The sequence below is a fragment of the Bradyrhizobium sp. CCBAU 45384 genome (assembly GCF_028128665.1).
GTDB lineage: Bacteria > Pseudomonadota > Alphaproteobacteria > Rhizobiales > Xanthobacteraceae > Bradyrhizobium > Bradyrhizobium manausense.
Map to the genome: position 1 here is coordinate 106573 of NZ_LBIZ01000102.1, position 17188 is coordinate 123760.

General features: G+C 64.9%; 19 protein-coding genes. 7 read left to right on the plus strand and 12 right to left on the minus strand.

The features are described 5' to 3' along the window. The first annotated feature begins 154 nt into the window (after window positions 1-154). The gene (locus XH80_RS13710; protein WP_271599015.1) at window positions 155-538 is read left to right on the plus strand and encodes a carboxymuconolactone decarboxylase family protein; all 384 of its coding nucleotides are present in this window, start codon (window positions 155-157) and stop codon (window positions 536-538) included. Between the two features lie 124 nt (window positions 539-662). Then, on the plus strand, window positions 663-1571 hold the full coding sequence (locus XH80_RS13715) for an NAD(P)-dependent oxidoreductase (protein WP_271599016.1): 909 nt from the start codon (window positions 663-665) through the stop codon (window positions 1569-1571). Window positions 1572-1683: 112 nt separating this feature from the next. Here the strand turns inward: XH80_RS13715 and lysA are convergent, their stop codons facing one another. From lysA to argH, 3 genes are all read right to left on the minus strand, one after another. Next, complete coding sequence (gene lysA, locus XH80_RS13720; RefSeq protein ID WP_271599017.1) at window positions 1684-2949, minus strand: diaminopimelate decarboxylase; 1266 nt, start codon at window positions 2947-2949, stop codon at window positions 1684-1686. Window positions 2950-2972: 23 nt separating this feature from the next. Then, complete coding sequence (gene lptM, locus XH80_RS13725; protein ID WP_057746903.1) at window positions 2973-3266, minus strand: LPS translocon maturation chaperone LptM; 294 nt, start codon at window positions 3264-3266, stop codon at window positions 2973-2975. A gap of 93 nt (window positions 3267-3359) precedes the next feature. Beyond that, entirely contained in the window at window positions 3360-4757 is a 1398-nt protein-coding gene (gene argH / locus XH80_RS13730; protein WP_271599018.1) for an argininosuccinate lyase, read from the minus strand. Window positions 4758-4858: 101 nt separating this feature from the next. Here argH and tlpA point away from each other — a divergent pair, with 101 nt between their 5' ends. After that, the gene (tlpA, locus tag XH80_RS13735) at window positions 4859-5524 is read left to right on the plus strand and encodes a thiol:disulfide interchange protein TlpA (protein WP_271599068.1); all 666 of its coding nucleotides are present in this window, start codon (window positions 4859-4861) and stop codon (window positions 5522-5524) included. Window positions 5525-5530: 6 nt separating this feature from the next. Here tlpA and XH80_RS13740 read toward each other — a convergent pair whose 3' ends face one another. The 6 genes from XH80_RS13740 to XH80_RS13765 form a co-directional block, all read right to left on the minus strand. Continuing rightward, window positions 5531-5725, minus strand: a complete 195-nt coding sequence (locus XH80_RS13740) for a putative motility protein (RefSeq protein WP_057746679.1) — start codon at window positions 5723-5725, stop codon at window positions 5531-5533. 197 nt (window positions 5726-5922) lie between these two features. Continuing rightward, the gene (locus XH80_RS13745; RefSeq protein WP_271599019.1) at window positions 5923-6804 is read right to left on the minus strand and encodes a 3-hydroxybutyryl-CoA dehydrogenase; all 882 of its coding nucleotides are present in this window, start codon (window positions 6802-6804) and stop codon (window positions 5923-5925) included. A gap of 208 nt (window positions 6805-7012) precedes the next feature. After that, window positions 7013-7963 (minus strand): electron transfer flavoprotein subunit alpha/FixB family protein, encoded by a 951-nt coding sequence (locus XH80_RS13750; RefSeq protein WP_271599020.1) that lies wholly within the window; start codon window positions 7961-7963, stop codon window positions 7013-7015. Continuing rightward, window positions 7963-8712, minus strand: coding sequence for an electron transfer flavoprotein subunit beta/FixA family protein (locus XH80_RS13755; RefSeq protein ID WP_271599021.1), 750 nt, complete (start codon window positions 8710-8712; stop codon window positions 7963-7965). Before XH80_RS13755 ends, XH80_RS13750 begins: the two co-directional genes overlap by 1 nt. Window positions 8713-8836: 124 nt before the next feature. Next, window positions 8837-9409: a cob(I)yrinic acid a,c-diamide adenosyltransferase gene (locus XH80_RS13760; RefSeq protein ID WP_271599022.1), complete on the minus strand. Its 573-nt coding sequence runs from the start codon at window positions 9407-9409 to the stop codon at window positions 8837-8839. Between the two features lie 96 nt (window positions 9410-9505). Continuing rightward, window positions 9506-9700, minus strand: coding sequence for a twin transmembrane helix small protein (locus tag XH80_RS13765; protein WP_057746671.1), 195 nt, complete (start codon window positions 9698-9700; stop codon window positions 9506-9508). A gap of 305 nt (window positions 9701-10005) precedes the next feature. Here XH80_RS13765 and XH80_RS13770 point away from each other — a divergent pair, with 305 nt between their 5' ends. Further along, window positions 10006-10899, plus strand: a complete 894-nt coding sequence (locus XH80_RS13770; RefSeq protein WP_271599023.1) for a YihY/virulence factor BrkB family protein — start codon at window positions 10006-10008, stop codon at window positions 10897-10899. Here XH80_RS13770 and XH80_RS13775 read toward each other — a convergent pair. After that, window positions 10826-12100, minus strand: a complete 1275-nt coding sequence (locus tag XH80_RS13775) for an ATP-binding protein (RefSeq protein ID WP_271599024.1) — start codon at window positions 12098-12100, stop codon at window positions 10826-10828. The two genes, XH80_RS13770 and XH80_RS13775, sit on opposite strands and share 74 nt — an antisense overlap. Window positions 12101-12206: 106 nt before the next feature. Beyond that, complete coding sequence (gene gluQRS, locus XH80_RS13780) at window positions 12207-13079, minus strand: tRNA glutamyl-Q(34) synthetase GluQRS (protein ID WP_271599025.1); 873 nt, start codon at window positions 13077-13079, stop codon at window positions 12207-12209. 189 nt (window positions 13080-13268) lie between these two features. Between gluQRS and XH80_RS13785 the strand changes: the two genes are divergently transcribed. Beyond that, window positions 13269-13922, plus strand: coding sequence for a DNA-3-methyladenine glycosylase family protein (locus XH80_RS13785; RefSeq protein WP_271599026.1), 654 nt, complete (start codon window positions 13269-13271; stop codon window positions 13920-13922). Here the strand turns inward: XH80_RS13785 and XH80_RS13790 are convergent. Beyond that, entirely contained in the window at window positions 13919-14806 is an 888-nt protein-coding gene (locus XH80_RS13790) for a LysR family transcriptional regulator (RefSeq protein WP_271599027.1), read from the minus strand. The genes XH80_RS13785 and XH80_RS13790 overlap by 4 nt on opposite strands. A gap of 182 nt (window positions 14807-14988) precedes the next feature. Between XH80_RS13790 and XH80_RS13795 the strand changes: the two genes are divergently transcribed. Then, window positions 14989-15963 (plus strand): NAD(P)H-dependent flavin oxidoreductase, encoded by a 975-nt coding sequence (locus tag XH80_RS13795; RefSeq protein WP_271599028.1) that lies wholly within the window; start codon window positions 14989-14991, stop codon window positions 15961-15963. Between the two features lie 39 nt (window positions 15964-16002). After that, window positions 16003-17187, plus strand: a complete 1185-nt coding sequence (locus XH80_RS13800; RefSeq protein ID WP_271599029.1) for an ABC transporter substrate-binding protein — start codon at window positions 16003-16005, stop codon at window positions 17185-17187. The last annotated feature ends 1 nt before the right edge of the window (window position 17188 follow it).

Sequence of the window (17188 nt, forward strand, 5' to 3'; positions counted from 1 at the left end):
TGGAGCGTACCACAACGGCGGCAGTGAGGCATCCGTTCCTGTACGGGAGACACCCCTTTTCCCGCATAACACGAGGACGTGACTGGCGAGGGGCAACCCCGTAATTTCCGCGGCGCCGCCTGAGGGAAACGAAGGAAACGCCAAAGGAAACACCATGGACAAGAAGATGCATGACAAGGGCCTGGAGGTCCGCAAAGCGGTGCTGGGCGAGGCCTATGTCAACAACGCGCTGAAAAACGTCGACGACTTCAACCGTCCGTTCCAGGAGATGCTCAACGAATATTGCTGGGGCACGGTGTGGGGCCGCGAGGAGCTGCCGCGCAAGACCCGCAGCATGCTCAACATTGCGATGATCGCGATCCTCAACCGCCAGCACGAATTCCGCGCGCATCTGAAAGGCGCGCTCACCAACGGCGTCACCCGCGACGAGATCCGCGAGATCCTGATGCAGGTCGCGATCTATGGCGGCATGCCGGCCGCCGTCGACAGCTTCCGCATCGCGCGCGAGGTGTTCGCGGAGATCGATGGGAAGGTGTGAGCGGGCGACAGCATAGAGTGAGGGACGTAATGTCCCTCCTCACCGTCGTCCTGGCAAAAGCCAGGACGACACCGTGGGTGAGCAGCGCTGATCAACAAACAACGAAAAGAAACAAGGAAACACCATGGACATTGGATTCATCGGCCTCGGCAATATGGGCTTCCCGATGGCGCGGCGGTTGATCGAGGCCGGCCACAAGCTCGTCGTGTACGACACGCGCAAGGAGGCGATCGAAAAGCTTGTCGCGCGCGGCGCGACCGCTGCGACCTCGCCGAAGGATGTCGCCGACAAGGTCGAGACCGTGATGGCGAGCCTGCCGTCGCTGAAGGCCTCGCTCGAGGTTGCCACCGGCGCGAACGGCGTGATCGAGGGCAGCCGGGCCAAACGCTTCATCGATCTGTCGACGGTCGGCTCGCAGACGGCTGCGAAGATTCACGGCCTGCTGGCCAGGCGCAACATCGTGCAGATCGACTGCCCCGTCTCCGGCGGCGTCGGCGGCGCCGAGAAGGGCACGCTGGCGGTGATGGTCTCAGGGCCGAAGGCGGAGTTCGAACTGCTCAAGCCTGTTCTCGACGTGATCGGAAAGGTGTTCTTCATCGGCGAGAAGCCGGGCGCGGCGCAGACCATGAAGCTCGCCAACAATTTCCTCTCGGCCACCGCGATCGTGGCGACGTCGGAGGCCGTGGTGATGGGCGTCAAGGCCGGGCTCGATCCCGCCGTGATGATCGACGTCATCAATGCGGGCTCGGGCATGAACACGGCGAGCCGCGACAAGTTTCCGCGCGCGGTGCTGCCACGCAGCTTCGACTTCGGCTTCGCCACCGGATTGATGGTGAAAGACGTGCGGCTGGCGCTCGAGGAGATGAAGCAGCTCGGCCTGTCGATGGAGGTCGCGGATGCGGTCGGACGTCTCTGGGAGACCGTGATCGCCGCGGAAGGCGCCGAGTCCGATTTCACCGCGGCGATCAAGCCGATCGAGAAGAAGGCGGGCGTGGTGGTGGGCGGAAAGGTGGGGGGACTTGCGGGGAAGTAACGCCTCACAACTGCTCCGGTAGCCCGGATGGAGCGCAGCGTAATCCGGGATTGTTGCGGCGGGCGAGAACCCCCGGATTTCGCTTCGCTCCATCCGGGCTACGATCAATTGCTCACAGCCACGGCGCCGGCGTGTCCATCGCAATCAGCTGCTCGACCTCGATGCGCGGGCGGACCACCGCGTATTGATCGCCCTTGACCAGCACCTCCGGCACCAGCGGCCGCGTGTTGTAGGTGCCGGCCTGGACGGCGCCATAGGCGCCCGCGGTCATGATGGCGATGAGGTCGCCCGGCTTCGGCGTCGGCAGCGTGCGGTCGAGCGCGAGATAGTCACCGGTCTCGCAGACCGGACCGACGACGTCGGCCATGATGGTGGGCGCCCCCTTCGCCGGCTGCATCACCGGCAGGATGTCGTGATGCGCCTCATACAGCGTCGGACGGATCAGGTCATTCATTGCGGCGTCGATGATGACGAAGTTCTTGCCGTCGCCGTGCTTCACATAGATCACCTTGGCGACGAGGATGCCGGCATTGCCGACGATCATGCGGCCCGGCTCGAACATCAGCGTGCAGCCGAGATTGTGGCTGACGCGCTTGACCATGGCGGCATAGGCATCCGGCGCCGGCGGCGCCTCGCGATCCATGTAATAGGGAATGCCGAGCCCGCCGCCGAAATCGACGTGGCTGATGTTGTGGCCGTCGGCGCGCAGCGTCTGCACGAATTCGGAAAGAATGCGGAATGCCGTCTCCATCTTGGAGAGGTCGGTAATCTGGCTGCCGATATGAACGTCGGTACCTGTGACCACGATGCCGGGCAGCTTCGCAGCGCGGGCGTAAACTTCGCGCGCATGCACGATCGGAATGCCGAACTTGTTCTCGGACTTGCCGGTCGAGATTTTCGCATGCGTGCCCGCATCGACGTCGGGATTGACGCGCACGGAGATGCGCGCGGTCTTGCCCATCTCGGTTGCAAGGCGCGACAGCAATTCGAGCTCGGGCTCGGATTCGACGTTGAGGCAGAGGATGTCGGCGGCGAGCGCCGCGCGCAGTTCGGTTTCCGTCTTTCCTACTCCGGAGAACACGATCTTGCTGGCGGGAATGCCGGCCGCGAGCGCGCGCTTCAATTCACCGCCGGAGACGACGTCGGCGCCGGCGCCAAGCTTGGCCAGCGTGCGCAGCACCGACTGGTTGGAGTTCGCCTTCATGGCGTAGCAGACCAGCACCTTCTCGCCGGCAAAGGCATCGGCAAAGACGCGATAGTGCCGCTCCAGCGTCGCGGTCGAATAGCAATAAAATGGCGTGCCGACCGTCGCGGCCAGCTCGGACAGGTTCACCGCCTCGGCGTGCAGCACGCCGTTGCGATAGTCGAAATGGTTCATGGCGTTGGCTCAGTTGCCCCGGCTCATTGCTTGCCGGGAGGTTCGTCCAGGAGCGGGTCGAGGACAAACGGTTTTTTCCTGCCCCTGGTCGCCGCCGGCGCGGCATCCGCGCCGTAGGTCGGATTGAACACGCTCGGCGTCTTCTGGGCCTCGGTCTCGGTGTCACCAGGCGCGGCGACGTTGGCCGTGGACGCGCTGGAGGCGGTCGGCGGCAGGTCGAGCGGGCCCCTTCGGCCGCAGCCGGCGAGCGCAAGCGCCGTCAGGCTAAGGACAATGATGGCCCACCCCGAGCCGGCCGGGCGAAACTTTGACGTCACGACGAAATCCCCAATATGCGGCCGCACCATACAGAGGTTGGCCCCCGCTGGCGAGTGCCGGAAGGCCACGGAAGGCCGGCGAATTTTCGGCCCTCAGCCCAATTTTCGCTCTTTTTCCAGCCGCTTGGCCCAGGCCTTGGCTTGCGAAGTCACGTTCTTCGGCGCGGTGCCGCCGTAGCTGGTGCGGCTCTTGACCGACGATTCGACCGAGAGCACGCCGAGCACGTCCTTGGTAATCCGGGGCTCGATCGCCTGCATCTCCTTCAGCGGCAGCTCATGCAGCGCCACGCCGTCGCTCGCGGCCGTGGCGACGATGCGGCCGGTGACGTGATGGGCCTCGCGGAACGGCATCTTCAGCGTCCGCACCAGCCAGTCGGCGAGATCGGTCGCCGTGGCATAGCCCTCGCCAGCGGCCGCCTTCATCTTGGCCTCGTCAGGCACGAGGTCGCGAACCATGCCGGTCATGGCGCGGATCGCCAGCGACAGCGCGGCAAAGCCTTCCATCGCGCCCTGCTTGTCCTCCTGCATGTCCTTTTGATAGGCGAGCGGCAGGCCTTTCATCACGATCAGAAGGCCGTTGAGGGCCCCGATGACGCGGCCGGTCTTGGCGCGCACCAGCTCAGCGGCATCAGGATTGCGCTTCTGCGGCATGATCGAGGAGCCGGTGGTGAACTTGTCGCTGAGGCGGATCATGCCGACCAGCGGCGAGGTCCAGATCACGATCTCCTCGGCAAAGCGCGACATGTGCACGGCGCAGATCGAGGCCGCCGACAGCGTCTCCAGCACGAAGTCGCGATCGGAGACAGCGTCGAGCGAGTTCGCCATCGGACGATCGAATGCCAGCGCCTTCGCAGTAGCGTGCCGGTCGATCGGGAACGAGGTGCCGGCAAGCGCGGCGGCGCCAAGCGGGGATTCATTGAGCCGTTTGCGCGCATCCTGGAAACGGCCGCGATCGCGCGCAGCCATCTCGACATAGGCGAGCAGGTGATGGCCGAAAGTGACGGGCTGCGCGGTCTGCAGATGGGTGAAACCGGGCATCACGGTTCCGGCATGCTCCAGCGCGCGCGCCACCAGCGCCTGCTGGAACGCAGCAAGCGCCGCATCGGTCTCGTCGACGATGTCGCGGACATAGAGGCGGAAGTCGGTCGCGATCTGGTCGTTGCGCGAGCGCGCGGTGTGCAGGCGGCCGGCCGCGGGGCCGATCAGCTCCGACAGGCGGCTCTCGACATTCATATGGATGTCCTCGAGCGCGCGCTTGAACTCGAAGCCGCCCTTGCCGATCTCTGACAAAATCGTGTCTAGACCCTTGCCGATATTTTTCGCATCAGAGGCCGTGATAATGCCGTTCGCGGCCAACATCGCGGCGTGGGCCTTGGACGCGGCAATGTCCTGGGCGAAGAGGTGACGATCGACGTCGATGGAGACGTTGATCTCTTCCATGATCTCATCGGGACGCTCCGAGAACCGGCCGCCCCACATCTTGTTGCTCATGATTCCCTGCTCACGCCTTGCTTTGCCGCATGTTTGCTGACTGATGCCAGCCGTATTAAGAGGCCCCTGATAGCCATATCTGCGACCGGATGACAAACGATATGCTCGACCAGAAGCCCTCCGCCACGCGCCGGATCCCCATCGTCATCGCCACCGTTGTGGTCGGTGGGCTGGCCGGCTTCGTCGCGCTGTATGGGCTCGGCCTGAACCGGGCTCCGTCAGGCGATCCGGCCTGCAAGCCGGCGGTGGCCAGGGCCCAGAAGCTCGCGCCGCTTGCTCATGGCGAGGTTGCCGCGCTGACCATGGCGAGTGCCCCCCTGAAGCTGCCGGACTTCACTTTTGAGGACGCCGACGGCAAGCCGAGGAAGCTGTCGGATTTCCGCGGCAAGACCGTGCTGGTCAACCTCTGGGCCACCTGGTGCGTGCCCTGCCGGAAAGAGATGCCGGCGCTGGACCAACTCCAGGCCGAGCTGTCGGGCCCTGACTTCGAGGTGGTGGCGATCAATATCGACACCCGCGACCCCGAGAAGCCGAAGAATTTCCTGAAGGATGCCAACCTGACCCGGCTCGGCTATTTCACTGACCAGAAAGCCAAGGTTTTCCAGGACCTTAAGGCGATAGGCCGGGCCCTGGGCATGCCGACCTCGGTGCTGGTCGACCCACAAGGCTGCGAGATCGCGACGATCGCGGGGCCGGCCGAATGGGCGAGCGACGATGCGCTCAAGCTGATCCGGGCCGCGTTAGGTCCGGCTGCCGCATCGCTCTAGGGAAGTTCAGGCTGTGACGTTGAGGTTGCCGCCGACACCGGGGCCGACATTGGCAAGGGATGGCTGACCTGCGCCCAGCAGCGTCAGGACAGTGGATTTCTCCATGTCCATGTTCTGCTTCGTCAGCGTCGCCGCGATGTTCGACTGCAGCGCGCCCTGCTGAGAGGCCAGCATGGTGCTGACCATCGCCATCATGTCCATTACGCAGACCCTCGTACCGGCCGTAACCTAGCCGCGAGGGGTTAATGGGACATGAATTGCCGCAGGTCCCGTAGGGTGGATTAGCCGCAGGCGTAATCCACCTCTTCGGTTTCCGGGGAGACAAACAGTGGTGGATTACGCCGAGCAATTGCGCTTCGCGCAACTGCAGGGCCAATCCACCCTACGGCAGTGCCGCCTTATCTTGTCGGAACCGGCTTGGCGCCGCGGTAATCGTAAAAGCCGCGTTGGGTCTTGCGGCCGAGCCAGCCGGCCTCGACGTATTTCACCAGTAGCGGGCACGGGCGATACTTGGAGTCGGCAAGGCCCTCATGCAGCACCTGCATGATCGACAGGCAGGTATCGAGACCGATGAAATCGGCAAGCTCCAGCGGGCCCATCGGATGGTGCGCCCCGAGCTTCATCGCCGCGTCGATCGCCTCGACATTGCCGACGCCTTCATACAGCGTGTAGATCGCCTCATTGATCATCGGCAGCAGGATGCGGTTGACGATGAAGGCCGGGAAATCCTCGGAGACAGCGACCTGCTTGCCGAGTTTGGCGACGAATTCCTTGGACGCCTCGAAGGTCGCATCGTCGGTGGCGATGCCGCGGATCAGTTCCACCAGCTCCATCAGCGGCACCGGATTCATGAAGTGAATGCCGATGAAGCGCTCGGGCCGGTCCGTGGCGGCGGCAAGGCGGGTGATCGAGATCGAGGATGTGTCGGAGGCGACGATCGCCTCCGGCTTCAGAATCGCGCAAAGGTCGTGGAAGATCCTGCGCTTGACCTCTTCCTTCTCGACCGCGGTCTCGATCACGAGATCGCAGTCGGCGAGGTCGTCCAGCTTCTCGGCGAGCTTGATGCGCGCCATCGCCTTGGTCTTGTCGTCCTCCGTGACGGCCTTCTTGGAGACCTGCCGCGCCAGATTGCCGTTGATGGTGGCCATACCTGACTTCAGGCGGTCGGCCGAGACGTCGTTGAGCACCACGTCGAAGCCGGCCAGGGCCGCGACATGCGCGATGCCGTTGCCCATTTGACCCGCGCCGATCACGCCGACCTTCTTGATCACTGCCGCCATAATGCCATCCACCGGAACGGCGCGCATATCGCGCCTGCCTATCCCCTGAGCCGGGAGGTCTGATTTGACCAGAAGCCCGATTTAATCAGAACCTTGGCTCGAAACCTAGATTGGATCGCTTCAAAGGCGTGCCCCACGCCAAAGAAAACGCCTCAGAAATGAAACACCGGCCGGAGTTTATACCTCCGGCCGGTGTTTTTATGGGGTTTTACTTGCCGAGCTTGCCGAGTTCGGCGGTCAGCTCCGGAACCGCCTGGTAGAGGTCGGCGACAAGGCCGTAATCAGCCACCTGGAAGATCGGCGCGTCCTCGTCCTTGTTGATCGCGACGATCACCTTGGAGTCCTTCATGCCGGCCAGATGCTGGATGGCACCGGAAATGCCCACCGCGACGTAGAGCTCGGGGGCGACGACCTTGCCGGTCTGGCCGACCTGCCAGTCGTTCGGCGCATAGCCGGCGTCGACCGCCGCGCGCGAGGCACCGACACCGGCCCCTAACTTGTCGGCAAGCGGCTCGATGTACTTGGCGAAGTTCTCGCGGCTCTGCATGGCGCGGCCACCGGAAACGATGATCTTGGCCGAGGTCAGCTCCGGACGGTCGCTTTTGGCAACCTCCTCGCCGACGAAGGTCGACAGGCCGGGATCGGCCGCGGCCGCGACGCTCTCAACCGGCGCGCTGCCACCGGCCGCTGCCGCCGCGAAGGTCGAGGTCCGGACCGTGATGACCTTCTTGGCATCCTTCGACTTCACCGTCTGGATGGCGTTGCCGGCATAGATCGGACGCTCGAAAGTGTCGGGCGCGACCACCTTGATGATCTCCGAGACCTGCATGACGTCGAGCAGAGCTGCGACGCGCGGCATCACGTTCTTGAAGCGCGAGGTCGCAGGCGCGACGATCGCGTCATAGGACGGGGCCAGCGAGACGATCAGTGCGGCCAGTGCCTCGGCGAGATCGTGCGCGTAGGCCTCGCCTTCAGCCACCAGCACCTTGGCGACACCGGCGAGCTTCGAGGCCGCTTCGGCGGCAGCCTTGGTGCCCTGCCCGCCACCGGCGACCAGCACGTGGACGTCGCCGCCGAGCTGAGAGGCCGCGGTCAGCGCCTTGTTGGTGGAGTCCTTGAGGACCTCGTGCTCGTGTTCAGCAATCAACAGCGCAGTCATCAGAGCACCCCGGCTTCGTTCTTGAGCTTCGACACCAGCTCGGCGACGTCCTTCACCTTGACGCCGGCCTTGCGGCCTGCAGGCTCAGCCGTCTTCAGAACTTCGAGGCGCGCAGTGACGTCGACGCCGTAATCGGCGACGGCCTTCTCCGCGATCGGTTTCTTCTTGGCCTTCATGATGTTGGGCAGCGAAGCATAGCGCGGCTCGTTGAGACGCAGATCGGTGGTGACGATCGCCGGTCCCTTGAGCTTGACGGTCTGCAGGCCGCCATCGACTTCGCGGGTGACCTTGAAATCCGAACCTTCGACCTCGAGCTTCGAGGCAAACGTCGCCTGCGCCCAGCCCAGCAGCGCAGCCAGCATCTGGCCGGTCTGATTGCTGTCGTCGTCGATCGCCTGCTTGCCGAGGATGACCAGGCCAGGCTGCTCTTCTTCAGCAACCTTCTTCAGGATCTTGGCGACGGCGAGCGGCTCGACGGTGCCCTCGGCCTTCACCAGGATGCCGCGATCGGCGCCCATCGCAAGACCGGTGCGGATCGTCTCCGATGCCTGCGCCGGCCCGATGGAGACCACCACGACTTCGGTCGCCTTGCCGGCTTCCTTCAGACGCAGCGCTTCCTCGACCGCGATTTCGTCGAAGGGGTTCATCGACATCTTGACGTTGGCGAGTTCAACGCCCGATCCATCACCCTTGACGCGGACCTTGACGTTGTAATCGACCACCCGCTTTACCGGCACTAAGACCTTCATCGATCCTCTTTCACTCAATTTGGGAGGGGGGTATTTCAACTGGCGCGGAACCTAAAGGCCTGATCCGGCCCGGTCAACGCGCGAAGGCCTAATTTTAGTCCCCTGAAATGCTGATCTCAATGGGTCAGCGATTCTGGCCCGGAACCCAGAGCACGTCGCCGGCGCCATCATGGTTAGCGGCGCGGCTGGCCACGAACAGGAAGTCCGACAGGCGATTCATATATTGGATGCCAGCGGCGCCTACGGGCTCGCCGGGCTGGGCTGCCAGCTCCACCATCATGCGTTCCGCCCTGCGGCATATCGTGCGCGCGACATGGAGATAGGCGGCGGCCGGGGTGCCGCCCGGCAGCACGAAAGAGGTGAGCGGCGCCAGCTTGTCGTTGAGCGCGTCGATGTCGTGCTCGAGCCGCTCGACCTGACCCGCCACCACCCGCAGCCGCTCCGCTTTGCCGTCCCGTTCGGGCACCGCGAGATCGGCGCCGAGATCGAACAGATCATTCTGGATGCGGCCGAGCATCGCATCGAGCTCCAGTGCATCCCTGGTGTGAAGGCGCGCCACGCCGATTGCGGCATTGGTCTCGTCGACGGTGCCGTAGGCTGCGATGCGCCGATCATATTTCGGACGGCGCTCGCCGGTTCCGAGCGCTGTCGTGCCGTCGTCACCGGTCTTCGTATAGATGCGGTTCAGAACAACCATGAGAGTGTCCTTGTTCTTCGGGCATGATCTAATCGGAAAACCGCTTCACTTTTTGCGCAAGCGCGGCCCTTCGGGTCCGGATCATGCCCTATCGCCCTATCGCCCCATCGCCCAGACCGCGACCATGGCAATGACGATCGCGATGAACTGCAGCAGCACGCGCCAGCGCATCAATTTCTGCGACGTGTTGGGCGAGCCGCCGCGCATCATGTTGACGAGGCCGAGCAGCAGCACCACCGCCACGGCGGCCACGGCAATCGGCAGGATGAAAGTACTCAGGAGAGATGCCATTTGGGGGTGATAACACCGTGTGCGGCGCTCCGCCATGGCGTCGCGGCAACCCACCGCCGTCATTCCGGCGCGCGCAGCGCGAGCCCGGAATCCATTGGGCCGCATGACGAGTGGAAAAAAAATGGATTTCCGGGCTCGATGCTTCGCATCGCCCCGGAATGACGACGGGGCGCTTCGCGATCTGGCTTTTCCGCCAATAATATCAGATGGTAGCGAGATGATTTCCGGTCCGAGCCAATTGCCCGGCTTCTCTGCCTCTCCCCGCGCAAGGGGCGAGCGAGCAACAGCTGTCGTGTAGGCTGCGCGTGAAAGCCGTTCGCACCATCTATGTCATCGTGGAGGACGCCTTCTACACGTTCCTGGCCGACGACGGCTGGGCGATCGCGAGCCATATCGCGCTGTCGACGCTGATGGCGCTGTTCCCGTTCCTGATCGTGCTGACGTCGCTGGCCGGCTTCTTTGGCTCCAAGGAGCTCGCCGACCAGGCCGCCAGCCTGATGCTTCAGGTCTGGCCCAAACAGGTCTCCGATTCGATTTCGGGCGAGGTGCACGACGTGCTGACGACGACCCGCTCCGGCGTGCTGACCATCGGCGCGGTGCTGTCGGTCTATTTCGCCTCGAATGGCGTCGAGGCACTCCGGGTTGCACTCAACCGTGCCTATGCCGTGGTGGAGATGCGGCGCTGGTACTGGCTCCGGCTGGAATCGATCGGCTACACGCTGGTGGCGGCGTTCACTGCGCTCGCCATGGCATTCCTGATCGTGCTCGGGCCGCTGCTCATCGAAGCTGCCCGGCGGCACATTCCGCTGTTCGTCGAATCCAACGAGAGCATCCTCACCTGGCTTCGCTATGGCATCACTATCGCCGCTTTGGTGGTGGCGCTGTTCATCCTGCACGCCTGGCTGCCGTCGGGACGGCGCAGCTTCTTCCAGATCCTGCCCGGCATCGTCTTCACCGTGGTGGCATCGCTGATCTCGGGCATCGTGTTCGGCCAATACCTGGCGCGCTTCGCCAACAATTACGTCACGATGTATGCGGGACTCGCCTCGGTCATCATCGCGCTGGTGTTCCTGTATTTCATTGCCGCGATCTTCGTCTTCGGCGGCGAACTCAACGCCGCGATCATCAAATCGCGACTTCCTCACGGCGTGTCGCTTCAAGCAGCGCAATCGCTAACGCCCGCGGGGACACAGGCTTGACGAGGAAGGCATCGGCGCCGGCTTCGCGCGCGGCCGCCTCGTCCTCGCCGCGGCCAGACACGCCGATGATCGGGATCCGGGCCAGCGGCGCCGGCATCTTGCGAACCCGTCTGATCGCCTCGACGCCGTCGATGCCCGGCAACACCATGTCCATCAGCACCGCATCGAAGCCGCCCTGCGCGAGCCTGTTCACTACATCCTCGCCGCGCCCGATGAACTCGGCATGATGGCCGAGCTCGGTCAGGATCGTGTTGAGCACGACGCGGCCGAATGGATTGTCCTCGACGCTGAGCACGCGCAGCGATGTCAGCGGCTCCGCTTCGCCGCCTTCGGTCTTGCCGGCCTTCGCCGGCCCGGCCGCATCGAGCGTGACAGTCAGGGTGAAGGTGGCGCCGCCACCTCGCCGCGGTGCGACCGTGATGTCGCCGCCCATCGCTCGGGCCAGCTGCTTGACCGAGGACAGACCGAGCCCGGCGCCGCCGAAGCGCGAGGCGATGGTGACATTGGCCTGGGTGAACGGGCGGAACAGCCGCTTGATCTCGGCCATGGTCAGCCCGATGCCGCTGTCGGAGACCGAGAAGGCGACGCCGACCCGGTGCTTGTCCTTGGCTTTGCCGCTAGCTTTGCCCTTGGCCGGCCGCCAAGGCGCAGCCGAGATGGCGACGGCCCCCTGCTCCGTGAACTTGACCGCATTGTCGATCAGGTTCTCGAGCGCGGCCCGGAGGCGAACGGAATCCCCGACCACGAGGCCCGGAAGCTTGTCGGAGATATCGACCTCGGCCTGAAGGCCCTTGGCAGCGGCACGACCGGCGAGCGAATCGCCGGTGCTGCGGGCAAGCGCGCGCAGATCAAACAGATCCTGCCGCAGCGTGCCGCTCTTGCCGGCACCCTTGCCGGTCTTGGCGGCATCGACAAACAGCGTGGCGAGGTTCGCCAGATGCTCGGCACCGGCCTTGATGGTGTCGGCCCAGCGCCGCTCCCGCTCGCCGAGGTCGGAGGTCGAAAGCAGGTCGCTGATCGCCAGAATGCCGGTCAGGGGCGTCCGAACCTCGTGGGCAAAGGCCGCGAGCGCCGCCTGGATCACGTCGGGTGCAACGTTCCCGGTGCTGCGCTGGCGCACTTTCCCGACCGCCCCGGACCGCTTCCGAGGCGGCTGCCTGGACTTTCGCGTGGTGCGCGCTGCGCGCGTTTTCGCCGCCATAGCTCCCCTTCGAAGTCTCCGCTTCGAACCCCCCGGGCTCAAAGGCGAGCATGGCATGGCCGCCACCCCGGAGTCACGGCACTGCCGTGCTAACCCCCAGAGAAACTTAGCCTAATCCCACGGTCGTGCGGATGCCAGCGGGCGAGATGCCGGCCGCACGCAGCTCCCGGAGGCCAGTCGAGCGGTTCGATTTCGACAGCTTCCCGCCATCGGTGCCGCGAATCAGGCCGTGATGGCGATAGATGGGCTCGGTCAGGCCGAGCAGAGCCTGAAGCAGCCGGTGAACCGAGGTGGCGTGAAACAGGTCCTGGCCACGCACGATCTCGGTCACCTGCTGGAGCGCGTCGTCGACCACCACGGATAGATGATAGCTGGTCGGCGTTTCCTTGCGGGCCAGGATCACGTCGCCCCACGCCTCGGGCCGGGCGGCGACCAGGCCGCGCTCGCCGTCGGGCCCCTCGCCCTGCTCGTTCCAGGTCAGACCGGAGACCTGCCGGCAGGCCGCCGCCATATCGAGGCGCAAGGCATAGGGCGCGCCGGAGGCGATCAGGCGCGCTCGCTCGCCGGCTGGCAGCGAATTCGCATCGCCAGGGTAGAGTGGAGCGCCATCGGGATCACGCGGCCATGGCCCATCCCCCTCACGGGCCGCGACCAGCTTTGCGATCTCGGCGCGGCTCTCAAAAGCTGGATAGACGAGACCGAGCGCAGAGAGTCTTTCAAGCGCCGCGCGATAGTCGGCGAGATGCTCCGATTGCCGCCGCACTGGCGTTTCCCAGGCGATCCCGAGCCAGGCGAGATCTTCGTAGATCGCGGTCTCATATTCAGGCCGGCAGCGCGCCACGTCGATGTCTTCGATGCGCAGCAATAGCCGTCCACCGGTCTCCTGCGCGCGGTCGAAGTTCAGCAGCGCCGAATAAGCATGGCCGAGATGAAGGTGGCCGTTCGGGCTCGGGGCAAATCGGAAAACGGGTGGCGGCATCAGATGAATCTCGTCATGGCCTGGCTTGTCCCGGCCATCCACGTTGTTCGGTATCACAGACCGATCGTGTCACCGTCATGGACGAACACGATGACCGCGGCCCATGCTAAACAATGTCCTGCGGTTAGAAAGACGTGGATGGCCGGGTCAAGCCCGGCCATGACTGCGGAGAGAGTTTGCCAAACTGCCATGACCATCCACCTCGAATCCCAATCCGATCTCGAAGACGCTGTTCACACGCTGGTCAAGCGCGATCCGCGCCTCAAGTCCGTGCTCGAGATCGCGGGCATGCCGGCGCTCAGGCGGCGCGAGCCGGGCTTTGCGGGGCTGGCGCATATCGTCTGCGGGCAGCAACTGTCGACCGCGAGCGCGGCGGCGATCTGGGGACGGTTATCTGCGGCCTTCGATCCGTTCGATCATGAGGCGGTGCGCCGCGCCCGCACCGACCGGCTCGGGCGGCTCGGACTGTCAGCGGCCAAGATCAAGACGCTGAAACATCTGGCGCGCGAGATCATCGCCGAGCGGCTGAACCTCGACGTGCTCGCAGAGGAAGACGCCGACGCCGCGCATCACACGCTGGTCTCGCTGCCGGGCATCGGGCCGTGGACGGCCGACCTCTATCTCCTGTTTTGCCTTGGCCATGGCGATGCCTGGCCGGCCGGCGACCTCGCCGTGCAGGAGGGCATCAGGATGGGTCTCGGCCTGAAGGCCCGACCGACGGAAAAGCAGATGGCGCCGCTCGCCGAACCCTGGCGTCCTCTGCGTGGCGCGGCCGCGCATCTGTGGTGGAGCTACTACCGCGCGGTGAAGAAGCGCGAGGGTGTGCTTGCGGGATCGAACTAGCCCCGCAACCGTTCGCGGTCGGCCCGGGCACATTCCGCGACATAATCCACCACGGCGCGCACCGCGGACAGCTCGACCAGATCGGGATGGGCGAGCAGCCAGAGGTCGGCGACGCTGACGAGTTTTTGCGGCGCGACGCGCACGAGGTCCGGATAGCTTTCCGCAACGAAGCAGGACAGCGCGGAGATCCCGATCCCCGCGCGTACCGCCGCCAGCATGTCGCCCTGCGAAGAGCAGCGCATCACCACGGTGCCCTGGCGCGTGATCGCATCGCTCCAGCGCGCCAGCTGCGCGTTCGAATCCTGATCGGCAAAGCCGATGACGCTGTGCCCCTTCCACTCGCCGCTCCGTTCCGGCAGAGACCGGCCGGCAGCATAGTCGCGCGAGGCGTAGAAGCCGGTGCCGAGACGGCCGACCTTCCTGCCGACCAGATTCTCCTCGCCGCTGTCGACCGGCCGCAGCACGACGTCGGCCTCCCGTCGGCGCACGCTGGCCGGAAACGGATGGGTGATGATCTCGAGCCGGACGTGATCATGCGCGCCGAGAAAGGAACGCAGCCGCGGCATCAGCCAGTGCGAGGCCAGCGTCGCGCCGATCGACAGCTTGACCGTGCCGCGCGCCTTGCGCCCGCCGGCGCCAACCGCCGCCTCGGCCCGCAGCGCCGCGGCGGCCATCGCCTCGGCATGCTCGCGCAGAGTGCGGCCGTCGGCGGTGAGCACAAAACCATCCGCGGCACGCGCCAGCAGCTTTGTGCCGAGCTGCGCCTCCAGCGCCGCGATCTTGCGGCTGACGGTCGGATGGCTGGCGTGCAGGCGCTTGGCCGCGGCGGTGAAGCTGCCGGTATCGGCGACCGCGACGAAGGTCTTGCAGAGATCCCAATCCACCGCCGCGCTCCGTACAAATCTGAATATACGTGTGTTCAATATTGAACGATCCGCCGCCGGCCGTCCAATCCTATAGTGGGGTCAAAGCGCCGGCCGGCGGAAAGCCGCGCCGGCGCGACAATCGACAGGGAAGCGCTCAAGCTTCGGCCGGCAGGCCGACGACGCGTCGTCAGGAGGATCGGATGGCACTGCCCGCTCTGCTCAGGAACAAGCTGGAGCTCCCCGTCGTCGGCTCGCCGCTTTTCATCGTCTCCGGCCCGGAGCTGGTGATCGCCCAGTGCAAGGCCGGCGTGGTCGGCTCGTTTCCCGCGCTCAACGCCCGTCCGGCCGAAAAGCTCGACGAATGGCTGAGCCGCATCGAGGACGAGCTCGGCGAATACAGCTCGCGCAATCCCGGCAAAAAGGTCGCGCCCTACGCCGTCAACCAGATCTGCCACGCCTCCAACGATCGGCTGATGAAGGACATGGAGACCTGTGTGAAGCACAAGGCGCCCATCATCATCACCTCGCTGCGGCCGCCGGCGGAGATCGTCGAGGCCGCACATTCCTATGGCGGGCTGGTGTTCCACGACGTCATCAACGTCAAGCATGCGCGCAAGGCCGCCGAACAGGGCGTCGACGGCCTGATCCTGGTCTGCGCGGGTGCGGGCGGACACGCCGGCACGCTGTCGCCCTTCGCGCTGGTGCGCGAGGTCAAGCAATGGTTTGGCGGCGCCATCCTGCTGTCGGGCGCGATCAGCGACGGCTATGGCATCGCCTCGGCGCTGACGCTGGGCGCCGACCTTGCTTATATGGGCACGCGCTTCATCGCGACGCGGGAAGCCAACGCCGATGAAGCCTACAAGTCGGCGCTGACGCAGCACGCCGCGCACGATATCGTCTACACCAACCTGTTCACCGGCGTGCACGGCAATTATCTCGGACCGTCGATTGCGGCCGCCGGGTTGGACCCGGACAATCTCCCGGTCGCCGACAAGACGAAGATGAATTTCGGCTCCGGCGGCAACATGAAATCCAAGGCATGGCGCGATATCTGGGGATCCGGCCAGGGCATCGGCCAGATCACCGACGCGCCTCCGGTCGCCGAGCTCGTCGAGCGGATGAAGGGCGAGTTCGAGCAGGCCCGACAGGATTTCCTGATGCGCGCCAGCGCCTGACGGTTCAGACTGACAAGAAAAGAAGAACGGGAGGACATCATGAAGCTGGCAGCCGCACTGATCGGCCTATCGATGCTGGCGCTCGCGGCTGAAACCGCCCACGCCGAAGGCAGCGACGAGATCCGCATCGGGCAGACCCTGCCCTATAGCGGACCAGCCTCCGGCTTCGGCGCGATCGGACGGACCCAGGAGGCGTTCTTCGAGAAGGTCAACGCGGAAGGCGGCATCAACGGCCGCAAGGTCAAGTTCATCTCGCTGGACGATGCCTACTCGCCGCCGAAGACGGTCGAGCAGACCCGCAAGCTGGTGGAGCAGGACGAGGTGCTGATGATGTTCGGCTCGCTCGGCACCGCCACCAATAGCGCCGTGCAGCGCTACCTCAACGCCAAGAAGGTGCCCCAGCTGTTCGTGCTCTCGGGCGCGACCAAATGGGCCGATCCGCAGAAGAACCCGTGGACGATGCCGGGCATGGCGGCCTATGAATCCGAGGGCGCCGTCTATGCCAAATACGTCCTGCAGTCCAAACCCGACGCGAAGATCGCCATCCTCTCGCAGAACGACGATTTCGGCCGTGACTATGTCGCAGGCTTCAAGCGTGCGCTCGGCGCCAAAGCCGCCAGCATGATCATCGCGGAAGCGAGCTACGAGACCAGCGCACCGACGATCAGCTCGCAGCTCTCGACGTTGAAAGCCTCGGGCGCCAACGTGCTGTTCGGCGTCGTGCTCGGAAAGTTCACCTCGCAGGCGATCAAGGGTGTGGCCGAGATCGGCTGGAAGCCGGACCTGTTCTTCGTGCCGACCTCGGCCTCCTCGATCTCGTTCCTCGAGCCGGCTGGGCTGGACAACGCGGTCGGGCTGATCTCGTCGAGCAACCAGAAGGACACGATGGACCCGCAATGGGTCGACGATCCCGGCGTGAAGGAATATTTCGCCTTCATGAAGCAGTACATGCCGAATGCGGACCTCTCCAACTCCAACCACGCGGCCGGCTACCACTACGCGACGCTGCTGATGACGGTGCTCCGAGCGTGCAAGGACGACGTCAGCCGCGACAACATCATGCGCCAGGCTGCCTTGCTGAAGGAGGTGAAGTTGCCGCTGCTGCTGCCAGGCATGTTCGTCACGACCGGCCCTGATGATTATTTGCCGTTCCAGCAGCTTCAGCTCCGCCGCTTCAACGGCAAGAGCTGGGTCGGGTTCGGCGACGTGCTGGACGATCGCTAGG

What these genes read in the sequence shown, in the direction of transcription:
- XH80_RS13710 (WP_271599015.1), top strand. Translation starts at nt 155, where the DNA reads ATGGACAAGAAGATGCATGACAAGGGCCTGGAGGTCCGCAAAGCGGTG.
- XH80_RS13715 (WP_271599016.1), top strand. Translation starts at nt 663, where the DNA reads ATGGACATTGGATTCATCGGCCTCGGCAATATGGGCTTCCCGATGGCG.
- lysA (WP_271599017.1), bottom strand. Translation starts at nt 2,949, where the DNA reads ATGAACCATTTCGACTATCGCAACGGCGTGCTGCACGCCGAGGCGGTG.
- argH (WP_271599018.1), bottom strand. Translation starts at nt 4,757, where the DNA reads ATGAGCAACAAGATGTGGGGCGGCCGGTTCTCGGAGCGTCCCGATGAG.
- tlpA (WP_271599068.1), top strand. Translation starts at nt 4,859, where the DNA reads ATGCTCGACCAGAAGCCCTCCGCCACGCGCCGGATCCCCATCGTCATC.
- XH80_RS13740 (WP_057746679.1), bottom strand. Translation starts at nt 5,725, where the DNA reads ATGGACATGATGGCGATGGTCAGCACCATGCTGGCCTCTCAGCAGGGC.
- XH80_RS13745 (WP_271599019.1), bottom strand. Translation starts at nt 6,804, where the DNA reads ATGGCGGCAGTGATCAAGAAGGTCGGCGTGATCGGCGCGGGTCAAATG.
- XH80_RS13750 (WP_271599020.1), bottom strand. Translation starts at nt 7,963, where the DNA reads ATGACTGCGCTGTTGATTGCTGAACACGAGCACGAGGTCCTCAAGGAC.
- XH80_RS13755 (WP_271599021.1), bottom strand. Translation starts at nt 8,712, where the DNA reads ATGAAGGTCTTAGTGCCGGTAAAGCGGGTGGTCGATTACAACGTCAAG.
- XH80_RS13760 (WP_271599022.1), bottom strand. Translation starts at nt 9,409, where the DNA reads ATGGTTGTTCTGAACCGCATCTATACGAAGACCGGTGACGACGGCACG.
- XH80_RS13765 (WP_057746671.1), bottom strand. Translation starts at nt 9,700, where the DNA reads ATGGCATCTCTCCTGAGTACTTTCATCCTGCCGATTGCCGTGGCCGCC.
- XH80_RS13775 (WP_271599024.1), bottom strand. Translation starts at nt 12,100, where the DNA reads ATGGCGGCGAAAACGCGCGCAGCGCGCACCACGCGAAAGTCCAGGCAG.
- gluQRS (WP_271599025.1), bottom strand. Translation starts at nt 13,079, where the DNA reads ATGCCGCCACCCGTTTTCCGATTTGCCCCGAGCCCGAACGGCCACCTT.
- XH80_RS13785 (WP_271599026.1), top strand. Translation starts at nt 13,269, where the DNA reads ATGACCATCCACCTCGAATCCCAATCCGATCTCGAAGACGCTGTTCAC.
- XH80_RS13795 (WP_271599028.1), top strand. Translation starts at nt 14,989, where the DNA reads ATGGCACTGCCCGCTCTGCTCAGGAACAAGCTGGAGCTCCCCGTCGTC.
- XH80_RS13800 (WP_271599029.1), top strand. Translation starts at nt 16,003, where the DNA reads ATGAAGCTGGCAGCCGCACTGATCGGCCTATCGATGCTGGCGCTCGCG.